The sequence below is a fragment of the Blautia glucerasea genome, assembly GCF_020537505.1.
Classification (GTDB): Bacteria; Bacillota; Clostridia; order Lachnospirales; family Lachnospiraceae; genus Blautia_A.
Genome location: NZ_JAJBMO010000018.1, coordinates 63,295 through 82,218, shown reverse-complemented (window position 1 = coordinate 82,218; position 18,924 = coordinate 63,295). Strand labels below are relative to the sequence as shown.

Annotated in this window: 16 protein-coding genes and 2 pseudogenes; 1 reads left to right on the top strand and 17 read right to left on the bottom strand. The window is 42.5% G+C overall.

The window, feature by feature from the left end; all coding sequences use genetic code 11:
* Positions 1-165: 165 nt before the first annotated feature.
* From LIQ05_RS13750 to LIQ05_RS13730, 5 genes and pseudogenes are all read right to left on the bottom strand, one after another.
* A pseudogene (locus LIQ05_RS13750) lies at positions 166-402 on the bottom strand (hypothetical protein); the annotation flags it as partial.
* A pseudogene (gene tnpA, locus LIQ05_RS13745) lies at positions 398-685 on the bottom strand (IS200/IS605 family transposase); the annotation flags it as partial. The pseudogenes tnpA and LIQ05_RS13750, both read right to left, overlap by 5 nt.
* A gap of 410 nt (positions 686-1,095) precedes the next feature.
* Entirely contained in the window at positions 1,096-2,907 is a 1,812-nt protein-coding gene (locus tag LIQ05_RS13740; RefSeq protein WP_226821459.1) for an ABC transporter ATP-binding protein, read from the bottom strand.
* Complete coding sequence (locus LIQ05_RS13735) at positions 2,900-4,681, bottom strand: ABC transporter ATP-binding protein (protein ID WP_226821457.1); 1,782 nt, start codon at positions 4,679-4,681, stop codon at positions 2,900-2,902. Before LIQ05_RS13735 ends, LIQ05_RS13740 begins: the two co-directional genes overlap by 8 nt.
* A complete protein-coding gene (locus LIQ05_RS13730; RefSeq protein WP_226821455.1) occupies positions 4,638-5,084 on the bottom strand; it encodes a MarR family winged helix-turn-helix transcriptional regulator in 447 nt (148 codons plus the stop codon). Before LIQ05_RS13730 ends, LIQ05_RS13735 begins: the two co-directional genes overlap by 44 nt.
* A 373-nt stretch (positions 5,085-5,457) precedes the next feature.
* On the opposite strand from LIQ05_RS13730, the gene LIQ05_RS13725 reads away from it, so the two are divergent.
* Complete coding sequence (locus LIQ05_RS13725) at positions 5,458-6,726, top strand: GHKL domain-containing protein (protein WP_226821453.1); 1,269 nt, start codon at positions 5,458-5,460, stop codon at positions 6,724-6,726.
* Positions 6,727-7,023: 297 nt separating this feature from the next.
* Here the strand turns inward: LIQ05_RS13725 and LIQ05_RS13720 are convergent, their stop codons facing one another.
* The 12 genes from LIQ05_RS13720 to LIQ05_RS13665 form a co-directional block, all read right to left on the bottom strand.
* Positions 7,024-7,260 (bottom strand): polya polymerase, encoded by a 237-nt coding sequence (locus LIQ05_RS13720; protein ID WP_226821451.1) that lies wholly within the window; start codon positions 7,258-7,260, stop codon positions 7,024-7,026.
* Between the two features lie 29 nt (positions 7,261-7,289).
* Positions 7,290-8,552 (bottom strand): alpha/beta hydrolase family protein, encoded by a 1,263-nt coding sequence (locus LIQ05_RS13715; protein WP_226821449.1) that lies wholly within the window; start codon positions 8,550-8,552, stop codon positions 7,290-7,292.
* 19 nt (positions 8,553-8,571) lie between these two features.
* On the bottom strand, positions 8,572-9,435 hold the full coding sequence (locus LIQ05_RS13710) for a DAPG hydrolase family protein (RefSeq protein WP_226821447.1): 864 nt from the start codon (positions 9,433-9,435) through the stop codon (positions 8,572-8,574).
* Between the two features lie 19 nt (positions 9,436-9,454).
* Positions 9,455-10,258 carry an SDR family NAD(P)-dependent oxidoreductase gene (locus LIQ05_RS13705; protein ID WP_226821445.1) on the bottom strand — a complete coding sequence of 268 codons (804 nt, stop codon included), beginning with the start codon at positions 10,256-10,258 and terminating at the stop codon, positions 9,455-9,457.
* A gap of 34 nt (positions 10,259-10,292) precedes the next feature.
* A complete protein-coding gene (locus LIQ05_RS13700) occupies positions 10,293-11,168 on the bottom strand; it encodes a DAPG hydrolase family protein (protein ID WP_226821443.1) in 876 nt (291 codons plus the stop codon).
* A 52-nt stretch (positions 11,169-11,220) separates the two neighbouring features.
* Positions 11,221-12,612 carry an MATE family efflux transporter gene (locus LIQ05_RS13695; protein ID WP_226821441.1) on the bottom strand — a complete coding sequence of 464 codons (1,392 nt, stop codon included), beginning with the start codon at positions 12,610-12,612 and terminating at the stop codon, positions 11,221-11,223.
* A 58-nt stretch (positions 12,613-12,670) separates the two neighbouring features.
* Complete coding sequence (locus LIQ05_RS13690; RefSeq protein WP_226821439.1) at positions 12,671-13,255, bottom strand: hypothetical protein; 585 nt, start codon at positions 13,253-13,255, stop codon at positions 12,671-12,673.
* 14 nt (positions 13,256-13,269) lie between these two features.
* A complete protein-coding gene (locus tag LIQ05_RS13685; protein ID WP_226821437.1) occupies positions 13,270-14,226 on the bottom strand; it encodes an ABC transporter ATP-binding protein in 957 nt (318 codons plus the stop codon).
* A gap of 2 nt (positions 14,227-14,228) precedes the next feature.
* Positions 14,229-15,209: an ABC transporter ATP-binding protein gene (locus tag LIQ05_RS13680; protein ID WP_226821435.1), complete on the bottom strand. Its 981-nt coding sequence runs from the start codon at positions 15,207-15,209 to the stop codon at positions 14,229-14,231.
* Positions 15,210-15,221: 12 nt separating this feature from the next.
* Positions 15,222-16,157, bottom strand: coding sequence for an ABC transporter permease (locus tag LIQ05_RS13675; RefSeq protein WP_226821433.1), 936 nt, complete (start codon positions 16,155-16,157; stop codon positions 15,222-15,224).
* A 2-nt stretch (positions 16,158-16,159) separates the two neighbouring features.
* Positions 16,160-17,116: an ABC transporter permease gene (locus LIQ05_RS13670; protein WP_226821431.1), complete on the bottom strand. Its 957-nt coding sequence runs from the start codon at positions 17,114-17,116 to the stop codon at positions 16,160-16,162.
* A gap of 163 nt (positions 17,117-17,279) precedes the next feature.
* A complete protein-coding gene (locus tag LIQ05_RS13665; RefSeq protein ID WP_226821429.1) occupies positions 17,280-18,869 on the bottom strand; it encodes an ABC transporter substrate-binding protein in 1,590 nt (529 codons plus the stop codon).
* Positions 18,870-18,924 lie beyond the last annotated feature (55 nt).

Here is an 18,924-nt window from a genome sequence, read left to right as displayed (position 1 = left end):
CCGCTTCCATCATTTCCTTAATGGTACCGCCTAAAAGATCCTTGAGCGCATCCTGACAATTGGATCAGTTTTTCCTGTTCATCATTTTTCTTCCTTTTCTGGAAAGTAAAACGGACACCTGTTTTTGACAGTTACAAAATAAAAAAATCGCTGTATCCCTTGATTTTACTGGGGTTCAGCGATTTTTTGCGTCGTTTTGGAATATAGTACTTTATTCCCACCCTTTACTTTTTTCTGAATATTTTTCATTTGTCTTTTTGTTATAAATTTATAATCTGTTTCAAATCCACAAATGTTGTGCAATGCATCAGTTAGCTTGTCTCGTGTGTAAAGAGGAATAAAACCTTGTTCTTGTATATCAGCGAAATTCATCGTTCTTAATTTATCCAGAATCTTTTCACAGTTGATTATTGATGTATTCCCTGATTGCATTTTCGTACTTCCCTACTGTATCTACAAAATATCCTCTGCACCAGAAATGTCGGTCCCCATATTTATATTTTAGATTCGCATGCCTGTCGAATATCATTAGACTGCTTTTGCTTTTCAAATACCCCATGAACTGTGATACACTCAGGTGGGGTGGGATACTCACCAGCATGTGAATATGATCTTTACAACACTCTGCAGCTTCTATTTCCACTCCCTTTCTCTCACACAGTTCCCTTAGTATTTTTCCTACATCTGCTATGTGATAAACTATTAATGTCTTTCATGACATGACCTCCTGTGTTTTTAGTCGTGTGGTCGCCAAATCACTTCTATTTTAACACAGGAGGTCTTTTTTTGTACTATAAGTTTTTATTCACCCCCAGTTGAACTGGGGGGTTTTTCTGCCTGTTCGGCGCCAAAAATAAAAATGCGTAAATCCAAAGTCATCTGGATTTACGCATTTCTGCTACACGATTTTATAAAATTGTCTGTCGTTCCTCACAGGGTTCCAGAACGAGAACGTGCGACGCTTCTGCAACTGGATTTACGTAGAACCGACACACATTACATATATGTTATAGCGGATACTGAGGAAAATTTCAAATGTTTTTTGCCAAACGCTGTGTTTTAGACAGGACTCCTTGAATGATGCCTCCATAGCAGTTATGTTGCAAAGCCGGCAAATTGAGTCATGTACAGGGCATAGTATTTTCCCTGCCGTGCCAAAAGCTCTTCATGGGAGCCCTGTTCCACGATCTGCCCCTGATCCATCACCACGATCAGGTCGGAATCCCGGATGGTGCTCAGCCGGTGGGCAATGACAATACTGGTGCGGTTTTCCATGATCTTCTGCATGGCGCTCTGGATGGCTTTTTCCGTGCGGGTATCCACATTGGAAGTGGCCTCATCCAGAATCAGGATCTTGGGATCGGCCACAAAGGCCCGGGCAATGGCCAACAGCTGCCGCTGCCCCTGGCTGATGTTCGCCCCGCCTGATTCCAGCATGGTCTGATAGCCCTGCGGCAGCGCGTGGATCATGTCCTTGCAGCGGCTCATCTGCGCCGCCTGCTCCAGCTGCTCCATAGTTGCATTTTCGTTGGCATATTGCAGGTTGTGCTGCACCGTGTCGGAGAAAAGCACCGTGTCCTGCAGGACGATGGCTACATTTTTCCGCAGCTCCTGCCGGGAGACAGCGGCAATATCCTGCCCGTCAATGAGGATACTGCCGCTGTCCACATCGTAAAAGCGCATCAGGAGATTGACTATCGTGGTCTTTCCGCTGCCGGTGGAACCCACCAACGCCACCTTTTTGCCGCTGGGTACCGTCAGGGAGAAGTCGCGGATTACGGGATGCCCGCTCCGATAGGAAAAGTCCACATGGTCAAAGGTGACGGTAGAATCGGTGTGCTCCGGGAGCGCCTGCCCGGACCTATCCTCATTTTCCTCATCCAGCACCACAAAAACCCGTTCCGCTCCGGCAATTGCCGTTTGCAGCTGGCCGTAGATCTGGGCAATTTCGTTGATTGGACGGCTGAACTGCTTGGCATAGACGATGAAGGCGGAGATAATGCCCACGGAAATATAGCCGTAAATGGAAAAATATCCGCCAAAGGCCGCAATGATAACAAAACCGATGTTGCCGATGCAGTTCATTACCGGCCCCATAACACCGCTGAAAACATCGGCGCGGATACCCGCCCTAGTCAGGGTATCGGAGGTGCCGCAGAATTCCTCCGTCGTGATCTTCTGATGGTCATACGCCACAACGGTGCGGTATCCGTCGATCATTTCCTCTACGATACCGTTGAGTTGTCCAAGAAGCTGCTGGCGCTTCCGGGAAAATTTTCGTACCTGCCCGGAAAGGAGCTTTGTTGCCAGAAGGGTCAGAAGCACCGTGGCAAGACTAAGCAGCGCCAGCTGCCAGCAGTAGTAGAGCATGATAGAAACTGTCCCGATAATGGTCAGCACACCGGAGCATAAGGATGGCAGCGATTGAGAGACCGTGGTAGAAATATTTTCGATGTCGTTGGTCATGCGACTCATCACATCCCCGTGGGAATGTGTGTCCAGATACCGAATGGGAAGGTCTATGATCTTCCCGAACAGCTCCCCGCGCATCCGCTTGACCAGACGCTGGCTGATCTTTGCACTGAGCACCCCCTGTGCCAGCTGACTTACGCTGTAAATCAAGTATGCGGCGAACATCACAATGATGGTTTTTGCCAGATTGCCAGTCTTTTCACCGGCAATGATGTCAATGGCGTTGCTTTGCAGACTGGGCGCATATACGCCGCACAGGGTACCTGCCAGCACGATGGCGAGCATCCCGGTCACCAGTGCTTTTTCCTTAGCGAAATAGGAAACAAGACGCTTGAGAGCTGCATCTGCGTTTTGCGCGTGCTCCACCTCAACAAACCGCTCATGGCGGTTCATGCCGAGGATGGTGCGCTCCATGAGCTTTTTCTCATTAGCCATGTCGATCCTCCTTTCCCATCTGGGAGTCATAAATATCCCGATAGACCTGGCAATCCCGCAGCAGCTCCGCGTGACTGCCGCAGGCAGCGACAGAACCGTTTTCCAGTACAACGATCTGGTCCGCCTGCCGGGCAGAGGCGATACGCTGGGCGACGATGATCTTCGTGCAGGCCGGGCGGGCCTGCTTCAAGGTGGCGTAGAGATTTGCTTCTGTTTTCAGATCCAATGCGCTGGTCGCGTCATCAAAAATCAGGATTTCACTCTGTTTTACAACAGCTCTGGCGATGGAAATGCGCTGCTTCTGTCCGCCGGAAAGGCTGGCCCCTCGCTCGGCCACCATGGTTTCATGGCCATCAGGCATTTTATCAACGAATTCCTTCGCTTGGGCAATGACTACCGCCGCCTCTATGGCCTTGCCGTCCGCGTCTTCCTTGCCCCAGCTGATATTCTGGCCAATCGTCTGGTGAAATAATTCGGCCTTTTGCAGCGCAACGGAGATTTTCTGGCGCAGGGCTTTGAGGTTATATTCCCGCACGTCCACATCATCCACCAGAACGCTGCCCTGCGTCACATCGTAAAACCTCGGAATCAGATTGACAAGGGAAGATTTTCCACAGCCGGTTGCGCCCATAACGGCAAGCGTTTCCCCAGGATGGATGGTAAGATTTATGTGCTTGAGAACCATTTGGTCGCTGCCGGGATAGGCAAAGGAAACGTCACGGAATTCGATTTTTCCGTGCAGCTTGGTCTGCCCTTCAAAGGGACCGTCCCGAAGCTCCGGCTCCGTGCGAAGAATCTCTTTGACACGCTTCCATGAAGCAAAGCCTCTGGAAATGTTCTGGAACAGCATGGTCAGGCCCATAATGCCGTTGAGGAGCTGGGTGGTATAGGTAATAGCCGCCATAATGCTGCCAGGCGTGGTCACACCAGCGGCAACTTCAACCGCCCCTGCCCGCAGAATCAGCGCCACTACCACATAGACCAGCGCATTGATGACAGGATTCATAAAAGCAAGGATGGTGAGTACATGTAATTGTGTGCGGATCAGATCGTCGATGGCTTTTCCAAAGCGCAGTTTTTCATAGCTTTCCCGGATGCAGGCTTTGATGATGCGGATGCCGGAAATATCCTCCTGCATGATGGCATTGATCCGATCCAACTGCGCCTGCAATCTGGAAAACAGAGGATTTGCCTTGGACAGGCAGAGCACCAGACAGCCCACGATCAGCGGAAGTGCGCACAAAACGATGAGTCCGAAGTGCGTATTCAGCCGAAACAAATAGAAGATGCTGCCGAACATCAGCATATCAGTGCGGATCATCCCTCGGATAAATTGGGAGACCAAATTCTGTACCTGAGTGATGTCGTTGGTCACTCGGGTCACCAGAGAACCCGTGCCGAAGCGATCCACCTGCGGGAAGGAGAAGGTCATCAGATTGCAGAAGGCATCCTTTCGTATTTCATTGCCCACATTCTGCCCAGTCATGTGGACAAAGGCGTTGTTCAGCGAGCCGCACAGCCCGCCGAAAAGAACCAGACAGATCATCTTCAACCCCAGCGTCCAGATCAGCCCCATATCTCCCACGCCGCTGGAGTGAACGCCCAGAACACCATCGTCCACAATCTTGCTCATGATCTCTGGCTGAAGCAGATCCATCAGCACTTCTCCCACCATAAATATGGCGGCGAGTGTCCCGTAAAGCAGATACCGTTTGATGTACTTCCACATTTCATTCACCATCTGGATGCCGATAGAGCCGATCCCAATGTGCATTGACTTTTTCCAGCAACGCAATAAGGGTATCTTTTTCTTCATCGGAAAGCACAGCAAACATCTGCTTGTGGCGTTCAATCCGCTTGGTGCTTGCCTCTTTCGCAATCACTTCCCCATCTGGTGTCAAGCGAATATCCGTGGTTCTGTGATCGGTTTCGCTGGGGGAACGCAGAATCAGCTCTGCCTTCTCCAGCTTGTTGAGAACCTCGCTGACGGAGCCGGGCTGCACGCCGAGGTGCACCGTCAGCTCCTTCTGGGTCATGCCCACCGTTTCTCGCAACAGGATCAAAATCCGCTTTTGGCTGCCCCGCCCTTCGGAAATCTGACGCATGGTGTGCCCGATATCCCGGAAATTCCAAATCAGCTTGTTGTTCTGGTCTAAAGATTTGTACTGCCCCGTCATGAAAAAACCTCCTGCTTTCTGCGTTTTTATATTAGGTACCTTAATAAGGTATAAAATGGCCTACGAATTTTGTCAAGGTACCTAATATAATAAATGATTCGAAACGCCGCAGTTCGGAGATTGGCTGTCGGTGCCGTCAGAAAAGAAAGTGAGAATGCAAGAGGCACACCCCATAACGATAATTTCAGGCCGGTACAACACTGGTTAAGAGCTTTGAAGCAGAAAAAAAAAGCAGGTACCATAAGGCCTGCAAGCATTTTTTCTTATATTCAACTGTCAAACTTCCGAGTTACTGTTCATAGACTACAGACTTGCTAATAAGTCAAGAATCTTTTATACTGAATACATATAATGATATTCAGGAGGTTCTGTTATGTTCATACAGATTCTGGCTGTAGTCCACAATGCAAGCACTTTACTTTTTGGAATTTACTGTTCCGCCTTTTTTCTTGGCGTAAAATCAAATAAAAAGAATATTCTCACATTATTCCTTATATTTTGTATTCAGGGCGGTTTGTATCTGTCTATTTTCTTACCGTTTGGAACGTCGGTTGCACAGCAGGCATACCCTCTGATCGTGCATCTTCCTCTAATCTTATTCCTGTCTCTGCATTATAAATATCCTCTGATATCTTCCAGTATTTCAGTTTTCTCCGCATATCTGTGCTGTCAGTTAAGCAACTGGATTGGATTGCTGATACTGGACGTAACGGGCATTGACTGGTGCTACTATTCTGCAAGGATACTGACCACACTTGGAACATTTATATTTCTTTACAGATATGTTTTCTGTTCCACAAGAGCAATTTTTGCAAAAGATACACGAGAGCTCAGTATTATAGGATTTCTTCCTTTTGTGTATTATATTTTCGACTATGCAGTTACCAAATTTTCCAGTCTGTTATATTCCGGAAACAAGGCTGTAGTAGAATTTATGGGCTTTGCCTTCTGCATTGCCTACCTGATCTTTCTCATGATTTATTTCAGGGAATACGAGAACAAACAGGAACTGAAACACTATAATGACCTTAGCAAGATCCAGCTTCAGTCTATGCAAAAAGAAATCAACCAGGTTAAAATCAGCAGCCAAAAGTTGGCAATTCTCCGCCATGATATGCGCCATCATCTGAATATCATCCTTACTCAGCTGCAGAATGACCATCCTGAAAAAGCAGAAGAATATATCCGAGAAATCAGTTCTGCATATGATGACACAGTCATTGCCAGATATTCAGGAAACGAAATGCTTAATTCTGTAATTTCCATTTATCATTCACGGTTTACAGATAAGGGATTTCTCCTTAAATGCAACATTTCTACAGGAAAAGAATTGCCATGTTCTGACCTTGCCCTCTGTACTATTCTGTCAAATGCACTGGAAAATTCTATGCATGCACTGGAACAGATGGATATAAGTTCAAAATGGGTCAAACTTACTGTTTCCCAGAAAAAAAATCATCTTCTGCTGCAAGTTGAAAATCCTGTGGAAAAAATCCCTGAATTTGCAGACGGTATTCCTGTTTCCAACAGAGACGGCCACGGTATAGGGGTAAAAAGTGTTATTTATTATGTTGATCAGTTAAATGGACAATGTCAGTTCTCTGTTTCTGACCATTGCTTTATTCTTAAGATAATTGTCTGATGCTACAAATACCACAGATTACTGTTTCTCCACCTCATGGCTGGTAGAAATATCAGTGGCAGATCCCGAATTTTTGATATGCAATGTATATTTGCAAAAGAGAATAATATAAAAAGAGAGATATGCACTTCTGTGTCATATCTCTCTACAAATATCGTTTCCTCTTGCACAAAGTTCATTTTAACAATTATTTCTTTATAATGCAAAAGACATTTTTCACAATATTTATACTATATATTATTATAATTTTACCCATATAAAGCTTTTTATTAATTTTATCATTTCAAAGTCAGCATTTTAACCGACACATACGAGAAATTCTTTTAACAATGCGTAGTCCTCCGCATTATAACAAACGATCTCATAAGACTGCACATCTGGATTGCTAAATACCCTGGTAAGTCCTATATACTGCGTCAATTTTGAGGCAAGATTAAGCACATCCTTCTCATCTGTAATCAGCTCCACTCTTCCCTGACATTTTTCCAATGCTTTAAAGAATCCGTCAATATTTTGTATTGATTTTACTCTCATATGATTTTTTGTATCCTTTCTTATTTTTTCTAAAATCTTCCGGCACTCAACCATTCATCCACATAATCATGAATAGTTTTCATAGTGTCCCCAAACTCTCCCGGAACTTTTTCTATATAAGTAGCCGGCGTAAATTTATGAGTAGCTCCTTCTACAAAAGCAATCGTTTTGTCTTTGCTTCCTGCCATATCATAAATCGTTTCTGAAGCCAGAAATTCCCAACCTGCAGTCATTCCCATTACTAAAGTAGGTACTTCTATATGAACCACATTTCCAGGTGGACAATTATACGTAGATTCCCATTCCACACCCCACATATGGCTTTCATCAAAACCATAATCGTCAGCAGTCCGTACAGCATAAGAATTCAAATATGTTTTTACTGAAAGGAATCTTGCCCCTTCCCAGAAGGAATTGGTAAGAGAATGAGGATTTTCAGGCTGTCTCAAACTGTGAATGATCTCTTCTGTCATGCTTCCATCCGGATGTATCAGTAAATGAGGTTTCTGCGTACGTGACATCAGCCGGATATCCTGTGCATACAATTTATTATTAAAAAATCCCTGTGCACTTCCCGGTATAATCAAAGGTTCATCATCAATATAGTTTCCTTCTCCAGATTCAATCTTCATCAAACGGCTTAACGCATATTCCAGAATATAAATATTTCGGATACTTTGCGATTTCTGAAAATGATGAATAAATTCATCTGTATAGGTAGACCCGTTTTTATCGAATCCGTTTATTGGATTGAAGAGATTCAGGTCTTCATTGATCAGCATACCACTTTTCTCATCTTCCACTGCAGGGTCAAGGCTCAGTAGCTGCATCACAGCATTTCCCCAGTTGGAATCCAACAACATGATTCCATCTGCGGGCGGCAACTTCTCATTACTTGGATAAGGATAAATCTTTTCTGGTCCCTGAAATACCTGCGGTCCGTTTTCTGCAACAGCCTGATAAGCAGACATCAATGTTCCGCCACCGCTATGTCCCATCAAGATAATTTTTTCAACCTGGGGCAGAGAACGCAAATACTCTACAGCAGCTTTTACACTCTGCATTTTGTCTATCTGGCTGAAGATGATTCCTTCTTTATTCATAACATTAGCATTTAAAACTGTATAACCACGTTTTGCTAATTCCGGTCCAGTTGGCCAGAGCAGATAGTCTTCATCTGAATGCATAACCAGTACAGCAATCCTTTGTTTTTCATTTTTCTGCACTGGCTCATATAAAACTCCCGGAGAACGTTTTGCTACGTTCACAAACGATGTCTTAATTTCTCCCATGCTTCTCTCCTTGTACCAGTTAATCTTCGTCTATAGGTAATTCGCTATACGCTGCGTATAAATCTGGCAATACTTCATACAAATGCTGTCTTTCAATTGTATTATGTGTTAAAACATTTTTTAAATAGGTTTCATCTACCGGAGTCTCTTCATCCCGAATGATTTTACCATCTTTCGCATAAAAGCCCATCCATTCGCAATTAATGCTTTCCCTTCCTCCAAGCGGGCACGGGCGGCTGAACCGAAGTACCAGATGATGACCCGGATGCCCTTCAAATTCCTCCCAGCAGGCATCTGCCCTGCAGTCTGCTGCCTGAAGTTCTTCGTAACGTTCCTGACTAAGACCATAGTCTCTTAGATCAATATTATGAGAAATAGCACCAATTCCTTTACTTGGATCACCTGTTTTTCCAAGATCCAAGGTTTCCATGGACCAGACTCCATCTTTATCATCCACTCCATTTACAAATTTGTGATCCCAGTGATCCAGTGGATTCCAGATTTTATAACGGAGATTGCCCTGACCTTCTACCATACTTTTGGAATGCTGATTATACCATTTTCCATACCACCTTCTCCATTTTCCCTGCCAGGTTACCGGTGAAACAGAATATTCAATGTAAAATCCATATCCTTCCGGCATCATTGTATATCCATAGCATACTTTCGGATAACCTTTCACTTGAAGATGATCCAGCCAATGTTCAATGGGAATTGCATCTTTTACATCCATTGGTCCGGCATCCAGTATCTGCTGCTGCAATGGATTAGGCGGATATAACTTGTAATCTGTATAAAACCTGGACGCAGGCATCGCTTTTTCTTGTTTTGTCAGTTCTGGTAGCTCATAATGAGGCATACCATCATTATATATTAATCCCATTTTACCACCTCCTTGTTCTTTATCCAACAATTAAACCGCCATTTAAATCAATTCTTGCACCGTTGATAAAGCTTGACTCTTCGCTTGCCAGCAAAAGAAATGCGCCTACAAGATCCTGAGGAACCATCATGCGGCCGACAGGAATCTGTGATAACATTTTTTCTCTTTCTTCATCGCTTAATGTAGTTTCCGGCGGAACATCACCTTCACACTGGCCGATAAGAATACAGTTGGAAGTAATTCCTCTTGGTCCCAGTTCCTTTGCCATTTCATAAGTCAGAGCCTCCAGGCCGCCTCTTGCAGCTGCAAAAGAAGGATCATGGAAATATCCACCGTTTCTTGCATCCCAGGTAGTAATATTGATAACCCTTGCAGCCTTGCTTTGCAGCAGATACGGCATTGCATTTTTTACATTTACAAAAGCTGATTCCACAACTTCCATAGAATGACGCCAGATTGCTTTATCTGTATGATCAAAATCATAACGAATATGTCCGCCTTTTGCATTTACTACAACATCAACGCTTCCAAAAAATTCATATACATAACGGATAATGTCACTCATATGTTCACGGGTTTCATATATTTCAGGAGCTGCTTCCATATTTTCTTCCCATTTTGCTTTCGGATTCTGAGCCAGTCCGATAATATGGTCATGATATTTCGGATTGATTTTTTCTTTAATCGCTTTCTGCGCCTTCGTATGTAAACCACTGAGCATAGCTACATTCATACCACGCTCAAGAGCTGCATTTACCATTGCACATCCATTATTTCCAGCTCCTCCTGTGATTACCATGGTTCTTCCTTCTAATGTAAACATAATATCCACGCTCCTTTTTCAATAAACTTCTCTTTTAGTCTGCATCCATCGGCTGGTCATGATACTCTGCATACAGCTCCGGAAGGAATGTATACAAATGCTCCCATTCGATCAAAGTATGGATAACAACCTTCTTTAAGTATTCTTCATCACATTTTGTGCTGTAATCTCTTACCAGCTTTCCATTTACAGGTCTCCAACCAATCCATTCACGGCTTCTTGTCTCAACACCCCCCTGTGGGCAAGGACGTGAATAAGCAAGGCACAAATGAGTTCCGGGCTCATCAAAGGTTTCATAAGATCCTTTTCCTGTAAGCTGACAACCAGCAGCTTTCAGTTCTTCCAGTCTCTCATCAGTAAGTCCGAAATCTTTTAAATCGAACTGATGACGTATCGTATCATACATACGATCTCCAGCTCCAAGATCCAGACTCTCTGTTGTATGGATTCCATCGGAACCATTTTCCCAGTTTACATAATAGTGATCAAAATGATCCGCATAATTCCAAATCTTATATCTGAGGTTTCCATGTCCCGGAACCATGCTCTTAGATTTCAGGTTTCTCCAGTTTCGATACCATCTCTCCATTTCAGCCGTAATATGAGGTGGTCTTACACGGTAAGTAGCAACATAGCCGGAGCCATCTTCAAACATACAATATCCAAGTTCCACCTTGTCATATCCATAAGGTTTCAAAAGGTCCATAAAGTTTTCCGGACGAATAGCATCCTTTACATCCATTGGTTTCTGAATAATCTGCATTTCAACAGGTGTTGGCATATGCAGCGGATACTTATAGAAGTACTTTGCCAGAGGCATTTTTTCTTCTTCAGGGAACAGCTTCTGACGAATTTTTACAATATTATCGTCATCAGTATCGATTACTTCTTTATCTACTTCAATAAACATATTCAATTTCCTCCATTCTTCCTTAGTTCTGTCTATATGTTTCTTTAAAAGCTTATCTTCTTCTTTGTTTCACTTCGATTTTTTCTTCTGAAGCCAAACGGATTACCTTCTGTCCATAGAAGAACAATGGAATAATAACAACTGCACTGAGAAGATCTGCCAGTGCCTGTGTTGCTGCAACACCATTTACTCCCCAGATTCTTGGCGCGATCAGAAGTACCGGATAGAAACAATATCCCTGTCTTGCAAAGTTGGCCAGCAATGCCATTTTTGCATTTCCAATCCCCGCAAAGAACATGTTTACCTGGGAACTAAGTGCATGAAGGATAAGTCCAAAGCACTGTAATCTTACACAGAGAAGACCAAGTTTCATAACCTCTATATCTGCTTCACTGTTAAAAATACGGATCAGCGGAGAAGCAAAAATGAAAATAATGATTCCCATGATAATGGATCCGCCAACAGCCATCAGGCAGCCGTATGTATAACTGTCTTTTACACGTTTCCAGATTTTAGCACCCCAGTTAAAACCTACAACTGGCTGATATCCCTGTCCAAAGCCCAGGATAAATGCAAATGGGAACTCCATGATACGGTTTGCTACTGATAATGCAGCCAGGGAAGCTGTAGAATAGCTTCCTGCAACACGGTTGATCGTAATAGAAGCAGCTACAGTAAGCAATGAGCGGAAGAAAGAGCTTGAACCAATTGCTACAACCTCTTTTATATCAGTCCACACAAATGCAAATTTTCGAACAGAGATTTCCACAATCGTGGTCTTTCTGATATAAGGCCAGCACAGAATAATAAAGCTGATACATTTTGAGATTGCAGTTGCCATAGAAGCACCTGCTACACCAAGACCAAATTTGTAAATAAATAATGGATCCAGAAAACAGTTCAAAACACCACCAAAACCTATACCAATCATAGAATATGTGGCACTACCTTCACTTCGCAGACACATATTCAATATGAAGCTTCCAATCATGAACGGAGCTGCATACAATACATAGGTTCCATACTGCATGGAATAGCTTGCGCATTCCTCTGTTGCACCTAGCCAGTAAACAATGTCTCCCAGCATCAATTTTCCAAATATCATAAAAATGATTCCCAGGCCAAGACCTGTAAAAATTGATGTAGACAATACTTTGTTTGCATGTTCTTCCTCTTTTGCACCAAGAAGTCTTGCAATATAACTGCAGGCACCGGCACCGATCAGGGAACCGATTATTGTGATCATTCTTTCCAGAGAACTGTTTACACCAACTGCTGCTGTTGCATTTGTACCAAGCGTACTTACAAAATAAGTATCAACCAGATTATAGATCGTGGTAATCAGCTGTGCAGTAATTGTAGGCACTGCCATTTTGGGAAGCAATGTCACAATGTTCTCATTCAACATCATCTGTTTTTTTTCTTCTTTTATGTTACCTCTCATTCTTTCTGCCTCGCTATCTTTCTAAATTGACCAAATATGTTTCTGAAATAAGCCCTCCTTACATATGAATACGTTTTTTGGAATTATCATCCAATGCATGATTTTTTATTTTTTCATAAGGCAACACCTTATAAAAGAAACCGATCAAGCCAGAGCAAACGCCGGCTAGCAGGTAAAATACCGGTACTGTTATCATTCCGGAATAGCTTTGATTTTTAATCATAATATAAATACAGGATATCGCTGCACCCCATAGCAGAACTGTATTCAGATATGGCACAATCGTTAAGATTCCATTTATTTCTTTGAAACCCTCAACTGTGATCTTCTCACCCGAGAATACAAATTTTACGATACCAAACCATTCAAATAAAAATGCTGCCATAGCAAGTCCCGTAAAAAGAACCGGATATGAACTGTAATTCAGTTCGCATTTTCTGAATGCTGCCAATACATAAAATAAAGTACTCAGAATGCACATTCCTGCAAAAATCCGTTTATATCTTTGTTTTTCTTCTACTGATAATTTATAGCCATACCAGGGACCTACATATTCATAACGGATCCGGAATCCTTTTTTATTATTGCACGGCTCCTCATAAGCCATATAATTTTCTTCAAAGCTGTCCCGGAATGTTTTCATTATCACACCGCCTTTTATAACTGATTGATTTCTTTTGCCTTATTGCATACCACATAGTGTCCCGGACGTACTTCACACGCCTGAACTCCCTGGTTACAGCTTTCATCCGCATAAGGACAGCGTGATGCGAAACGGCATCCAGGTCCTGGATTGATTGGTGATTTGATCTCACCTTTTAAGATAATCCTTTCCTTACGATTATGGATATCAGTTGTAGGAATAGCTGATAAAAGAGCTTTTGTGTAGGGATGAAGAGGATATGCAAACAACTCTTTCTTATCACACATTTCTACCATCTGGCCCAGATACATAACACAAATCTGATTGGAAATATGTTTTACTACAGACATATCATGTGTAATAAACAAATAGGTAAGTCCCATATCCTTCTGCAGATCCATCAGCAGGTTCAGAATCTGTGCCTGGATGGAAACGTCCAAGGCAGATACCGGCTCATCACATACAATAAACTTAGGTTTTAAGGCAAGAGCACGAGCAATTCCAACTCGCTGGCGTCGTCCACCATCCAGCTCATGCGGATAAGACATTCTGAGTCTTTTCTCGATTCCTACAATATCCATTAATTCACGGGTTCTGTTTTTTATTTCTTCTCTGCTGAAGCTGCCATCCAGCTTCAGAGGTTCCATGATAATATCAGATACCGTTTCACGTGGATTCAGAGAAGAATACGGATCCTGAAAGATCATCTGTACATCTTTACGAAAATCCTTCATCTGTTTTTTATTCAGTTTTGTAACATCTTTTCCATTGAAAATGATTTTTCCATCTGTACTTTCATTTAAATGGATCAAAGTTCTTCCAAGAGTGGATTTTCCGCAGCCAGACTCTCCTACAAGTCCTACAGTTTCACCCTCTTCGATCTTCAAAGAGATGTTGTCAACAGCATGGACCAATCCAGCACCACTTTTAAAATATTTTTTTAAATCCTGGGTCTCTACTAAAGCAGCCATTGTCACACCTCCTCATTTGCCTTCCAGCATCTTACAAAATGTCCTTCTGTCATTTCGATCATCTTATTATCGAATTTTTTACATTTCTCACATGCATAAGGACATCTTTCAAGGAAATCACAATGATCGCGGATCACGGATGGATCCGGCGGAAGTCCTTCTATAGGAGACAGACGGTCCACATCTTTATCCATATCCGGAAGTGCGGCAAATAAGCCACAGGTATATGGATGAGTAGGATGATCATAAATATCCTCTAAGGTTCCTTTTTCGATAATTCTGCCTGCATAAATGACAGCAACTTTATCACAAACTTCCGCAACAACACCAAGATCGTGTGTGATCAGAATCATTGCAGTTCCCAGTTTATTTCTCAGATCCCTGATCAGATCCAGAACCTGTGCCTGAATGGTTACATCCAATGCTGTAGTTGGTTCATCCGCCAGAAGCAGCCGGGGAGAACAGGCAAGTGCCAATGCGATTACAACTCGCTGCTTCATGCCACCAGAAAACTGGTGTGGATATTCTTCAGCACGGTCTTCTCCGATTCCAACCATTTCTAGCATTTCAATAGCACGCTTGTTTGCCTCTGCTTTTGTGCAGTTATGATGCAGCTTATAACCTTCTGCAATCTGAGATAATACTGTTTTAACAGGATTCAAAGCTGTCATAGGATCCTGGAAAATCATTGAGATAGATTTTCCCCTGATAGCCTGCATTTCTTTATCCTCCATATCAAGGATCCGCCGGCCTTCAAACAAAATCTCACCGTCTATACTTTCTACAGAATTTTCAGAAAGAATCCGCAGGATTGATTTGGCAATAGTCGTTTTTCCAGCACCAGTCTCTCCTACCAGTCCCAATGTTTCTCCTGCATTTAAGTCAAGGGAAACATCATTCACTGCATGTATGATGGAACTTCCAGAATGATATTTCACTGTCAGATTCCGAAGTTCAAAAAATTTTTCTTTACTTTCTGCCATTTCTTATCCCTCTTAGTCTTTAAAGTTTGGATCAAGTGCATCACGGAAAGCATCTCCGATCAGGTTGAAGCTAAGCACTGTAAGTACGATAAATATTCCAGGAATAATTACCATATATGGGAAATCACGGATGTAATTTCTTGTTGCTGCAAGCATCTGTCCCCATTCAGGCTTCGGCTCCTGTACACCCAGACCAAGAAAGCTTAAGGAAGATGCAGCAAGACCATTTCGACTTACACTCATTGCAATTTCAACGATAATAGGAGATACCGCATTTGGAATAATATGCTGTGCGATTATCTTCCAGGTAGGACAGTTAATAGTTGTTGCTGCCTCAATATATTCCATATTACGGATACGAAGGATATTTGCACGCATCAGACGGGCAAATCCAGGAATTCCTGTAATACCAAGTGCAAGAATGCATTTATCTACACCAGTTCCAAATACAGCACAGAATGCCATTGCAAGAACCAGTGAAGGGAAGGCTTGGAACAGATCCAGGAAACGCATCAGGCAGGAATCAACGATTCCACCAAAGTATCCTGCAATTGCGCCCATAATAACTCCAACGATTGCTGAAAAAACAGTAGACAAAAGTCCAATGATCAGAGTATATCTTGCTCCATATAAAACTCGTGAAAGAATGTCTCGTCCAAGATCATCTGTTCCAAACCAATGCTGTGCTGAAGGCCATGCTTTCATGCTCGCAAAATCTGTCGCAGAATAATTATATTTGCAAATATAAGGAGACAATAATGAAAGAACAATAATCAAAGCCAGAAACACCATTCCGAATACTGCTCCTTTATTGTGAGAAACACTCGCCCATATGTATTTAGCTGACCCTGGTTTGATACTTGGATCAATATGATGACGTCTTTTTCCTTTTCTGCCTTTTTCATGATATCCATGATGTCTGCCATGTCTCTTTTTTAAATCATCCATACTCATTTCACCTTCTTTTTGCTAGAGGATACATACTGTGCTTTGATACGAGGATCCGCAAAAGCATACAGTAAATCAGTCAGCAACATAATCAATGCAAATGTAAAAGCAATAAATATAATTCCACCGGTACAGGCATTATAATCACGGTTATTAATGCTGTTTACCAGATATTGTCCAATTCCAGGAATGGAGAATACAACTTCGATGATGGTAGCTCCACCAAGCATAGAACCAAATCTCATACCAATTACAGTAAGGATTGGGATCAACGCATTCGGAAGTGCATGTCCATAGATTACATCTCTTTCCGAAAGGCCTTTGGATCTTGCCGTTGTTACATAGTCTGATTTAACTACCTCAAGCATACTTGCTCTGACCTGTCTGGTAAAACCTGCAAGTCCGCCAAGTGAGTTTGCTATCGTAGGCAATATAAAATAGACCAGCGATTTCGCTCCGGAAGAAGGCAAAAGCTTCAGTTTCAACGAGAACAGCAGTACCAGTATAAGCGCGGTCCAGAAGCTTGGCATACAGTCAAACAACAATGTAACCAAAAGCGATACTCTGTCTCCTAACGAGTTTGCATGTACCGCTGTATAAATTCCCAGCGGCAATCCCACCACCACAGTCAGGATAATACTGAAAATTGCAATCTTGGCTGTATGTGGAAAACGTTTCATTAATTCCCATTTAATTTCTGTTCCATCAATTAAAGATTTGCCAAAATCAAAACGTGTAAAAACCTTTGTGACATATTCCCCAAGTCTGACCACAAATGGTCTGTCAAGCCCAAGTGCTACACGTTTTGCCTCAATCTCCGCCTCCGAATGTACACCCGAACCTAACGCAAGCTGTGCAGGATCTCCCGGGACGAAGTTCATTAACGTAAACATGATAATTCCTACCGCCAGCAGCGTTGGGATCATAATCAATAATCGTTTTACAACATATCGTACCATGAACTTACTTCCTTTCCCTTTTTTTAGGAAGAAAACGGTGCTGTTACTTTGACTTTTCTGCTGAAAAACAAGGTAACAGCAACCTATTTTCTATTATTTTATCTTATTTTTTCGGCTCTGAATAAGCCGCTTTTCATACAAGCTTTAATAGTTGTTTTTAATATCAGTCTTCAACAGATGTATAATCATCCGCAAATGTGATTGCATTTAATTCTGCATTCAGTTTTGGAAGCGGAACACTTTCGATTCCTGCAGTACCAACAATAGATCTTACTTCTGTATATACACCAACGATATATGCTTTGTCTTTGATATATTCATGGAAAGCGGTCATGTTCTCTTCGCTTCTGTCTGCAATTGCAGCTTTCAAAAGGGACTGCATCTCATCATCCTGTACAAAGCACTGATTGCTTTCTCCACCAAACAGATCATTCCAGAATCCGGTTGTAAAGTCTGCTACTTCATTAGAGAATTCACACATATCCCAAGCTGTTGGGTCATTCTGAATTGCCTGTCTTGCAGCGCGGTCCTGGCTGTCAATATTGAGAACAATGTTTGCTTCCGCAAGCATGGACTGTAAGGCTACATATGGCTGCTGTGGAGCTTGAGAACTGTTCAGGAAGCTAAGTTCAAGCGGATTGCTTTCATCATATCCAGCCTCTGCAAGATACTCTTTTGCTTTGTCCAGATCATATGTAAAATACTCTTCATCATCCCAGGAATCTACATAATCCGGTCCAAGGTTTGGTGCAACATCATGACTCATAACGCACTCACCAGCGGAAAGAGACATGTTGTAAGCATCAAATGCATATGCAACACCTTTACGTACATTTTCATCAGAGCATACATTCCCTTCACTGCAGTTAAAAATCAGATACTGGGACATACCATTTAAATACTGGGTAACAGAATAATCATCATTGTCTTCAAATCTTCCTATCTCATCGGAAGAAATTTCAGCAAGATCAATCTCACCATTTTCCAATGCGATGGATCTTGCAGAAGCTTCTGTAATACAACGAAGCTCAATTTCTTTTACATTCTGGAATTCAGAATCAGCTCTGTCTTCTGTTTTCCAATAATCATCTTTTGCTTCCATAGTAACACCGGAACCGGCAACCATCTCTGTTACACTATATGCACCTGTAGTTGCAGGATTGGAGTTGATATCATTTTCAGAAGCATTTTCATACCATGACTCGCTTGCAATAGAGCAGTTGCAAAGAACAGCTTCAATCGCACCTTCACTGCTATCTTTCAGCTTTATGGTAAGTGTATAATCACCAGTTGCTTCTGCACTGTCATAATACAGAGAAATTTCAGATACAAAACCAAGCTCAGCCAGCTTATCATAACTGTATACAACATCAGATGCTTTAATTGGATTTCCCTGATTATCAACAATATTATCAAAGAGCTCTACATCATAAGTGGAATCATCGACCTTTGTCACTGATTTTGCGGCATTCATCTGAAGCTCATCTTTTTCCAACATTGCTCCAATAAAAGGACGATAACACAGATGTGCCCAAATAATATCTTCCGTCCAGTCTCTGACTGCTGAATCGCTTCCCCAAGGTCCGATGGTAAAAGAGTCATCATCAACTGCTACAACGACTTTCGATGCCTGGTTTTCAGACTCTACTGGTGTAGCAGACTCAACCTGGATATCGGAAGCAAAGGCAGGGGAACAAACACCAAATACCATAGAAGTTGCTGCCAGTAACGCAATAAGTGTTTTTCTTTTCATTTCATAAACCTCCGTTTTACATTTGTTTTTGTGCATTTTTTCCTATGCACTTCTT

Coding starts and splice junctions, on each gene's coding strand:
- LIQ05_RS13735 (WP_226821457.1), bottom strand. CDS start 4,681: ATGCACATTGGGATCGGCTCTATCGGCATCCAGATGGTGAATGAAATG.
- LIQ05_RS13700 (WP_226821443.1), bottom strand. CDS start 11,168: ATGTTTATTGAAGTAGATAAAGAAGTAATCGATACTGATGACGATAAT.
- LIQ05_RS13670 (WP_226821431.1), bottom strand. CDS start 17,116: ATGGTACGATATGTTGTAAAACGATTATTGATTATGATCCCAACGCTG.
- LIQ05_RS13710 (WP_226821447.1), bottom strand. CDS start 9,435: ATGGGATTAATATATAATGATGGTATGCCTCATTATGAGCTACCAGAA.
- LIQ05_RS13690 (WP_226821439.1), bottom strand. CDS start 13,255: ATGAAAACATTCCGGGACAGCTTTGAAGAAAATTATATGGCTTATGAG.
- LIQ05_RS13720 (WP_226821451.1), bottom strand. CDS start 7,260: ATGAGAGTAAAATCAATACAAAATATTGACGGATTCTTTAAAGCATTG.
- LIQ05_RS13685 (WP_226821437.1), bottom strand. CDS start 14,226: ATGGCTGCTTTAGTAGAGACCCAGGATTTAAAAAAATATTTTAAAAGT.
- LIQ05_RS13715 (WP_226821449.1), bottom strand. CDS start 8,552: ATGGGAGAAATTAAGACATCGTTTGTGAACGTAGCAAAACGTTCTCCG.
- LIQ05_RS13725 (WP_226821453.1), top strand. CDS start 5,458: ATGTTCATACAGATTCTGGCTGTAGTCCACAATGCAAGCACTTTACTT.
- LIQ05_RS13665 (WP_226821429.1), bottom strand. CDS start 18,869: ATGAAAAGAAAAACACTTATTGCGTTACTGGCAGCAACTTCTATGGTA.
- LIQ05_RS13730 (WP_226821455.1), bottom strand. CDS start 5,084: ATGACGGGGCAGTACAAATCTTTAGACCAGAACAACAAGCTGATTTGG.
- LIQ05_RS13740 (WP_226821459.1), bottom strand. CDS start 2,907: ATGGCTAATGAGAAAAAGCTCATGGAGCGCACCATCCTCGGCATGAAC.
- LIQ05_RS13675 (WP_226821433.1), bottom strand. CDS start 16,157: ATGGATGATTTAAAAAAGAGACATGGCAGACATCATGGATATCATGAA.
- LIQ05_RS13695 (WP_226821441.1), bottom strand. CDS start 12,612: ATGAGAGGTAACATAAAAGAAGAAAAAAAACAGATGATGTTGAATGAG.
- LIQ05_RS13705 (WP_226821445.1), bottom strand. CDS start 10,258: ATGTTTACATTAGAAGGAAGAACCATGGTAATCACAGGAGGAGCTGGA.
- LIQ05_RS13680 (WP_226821435.1), bottom strand. CDS start 15,209: ATGGCAGAAAGTAAAGAAAAATTTTTTGAACTTCGGAATCTGACAGTG.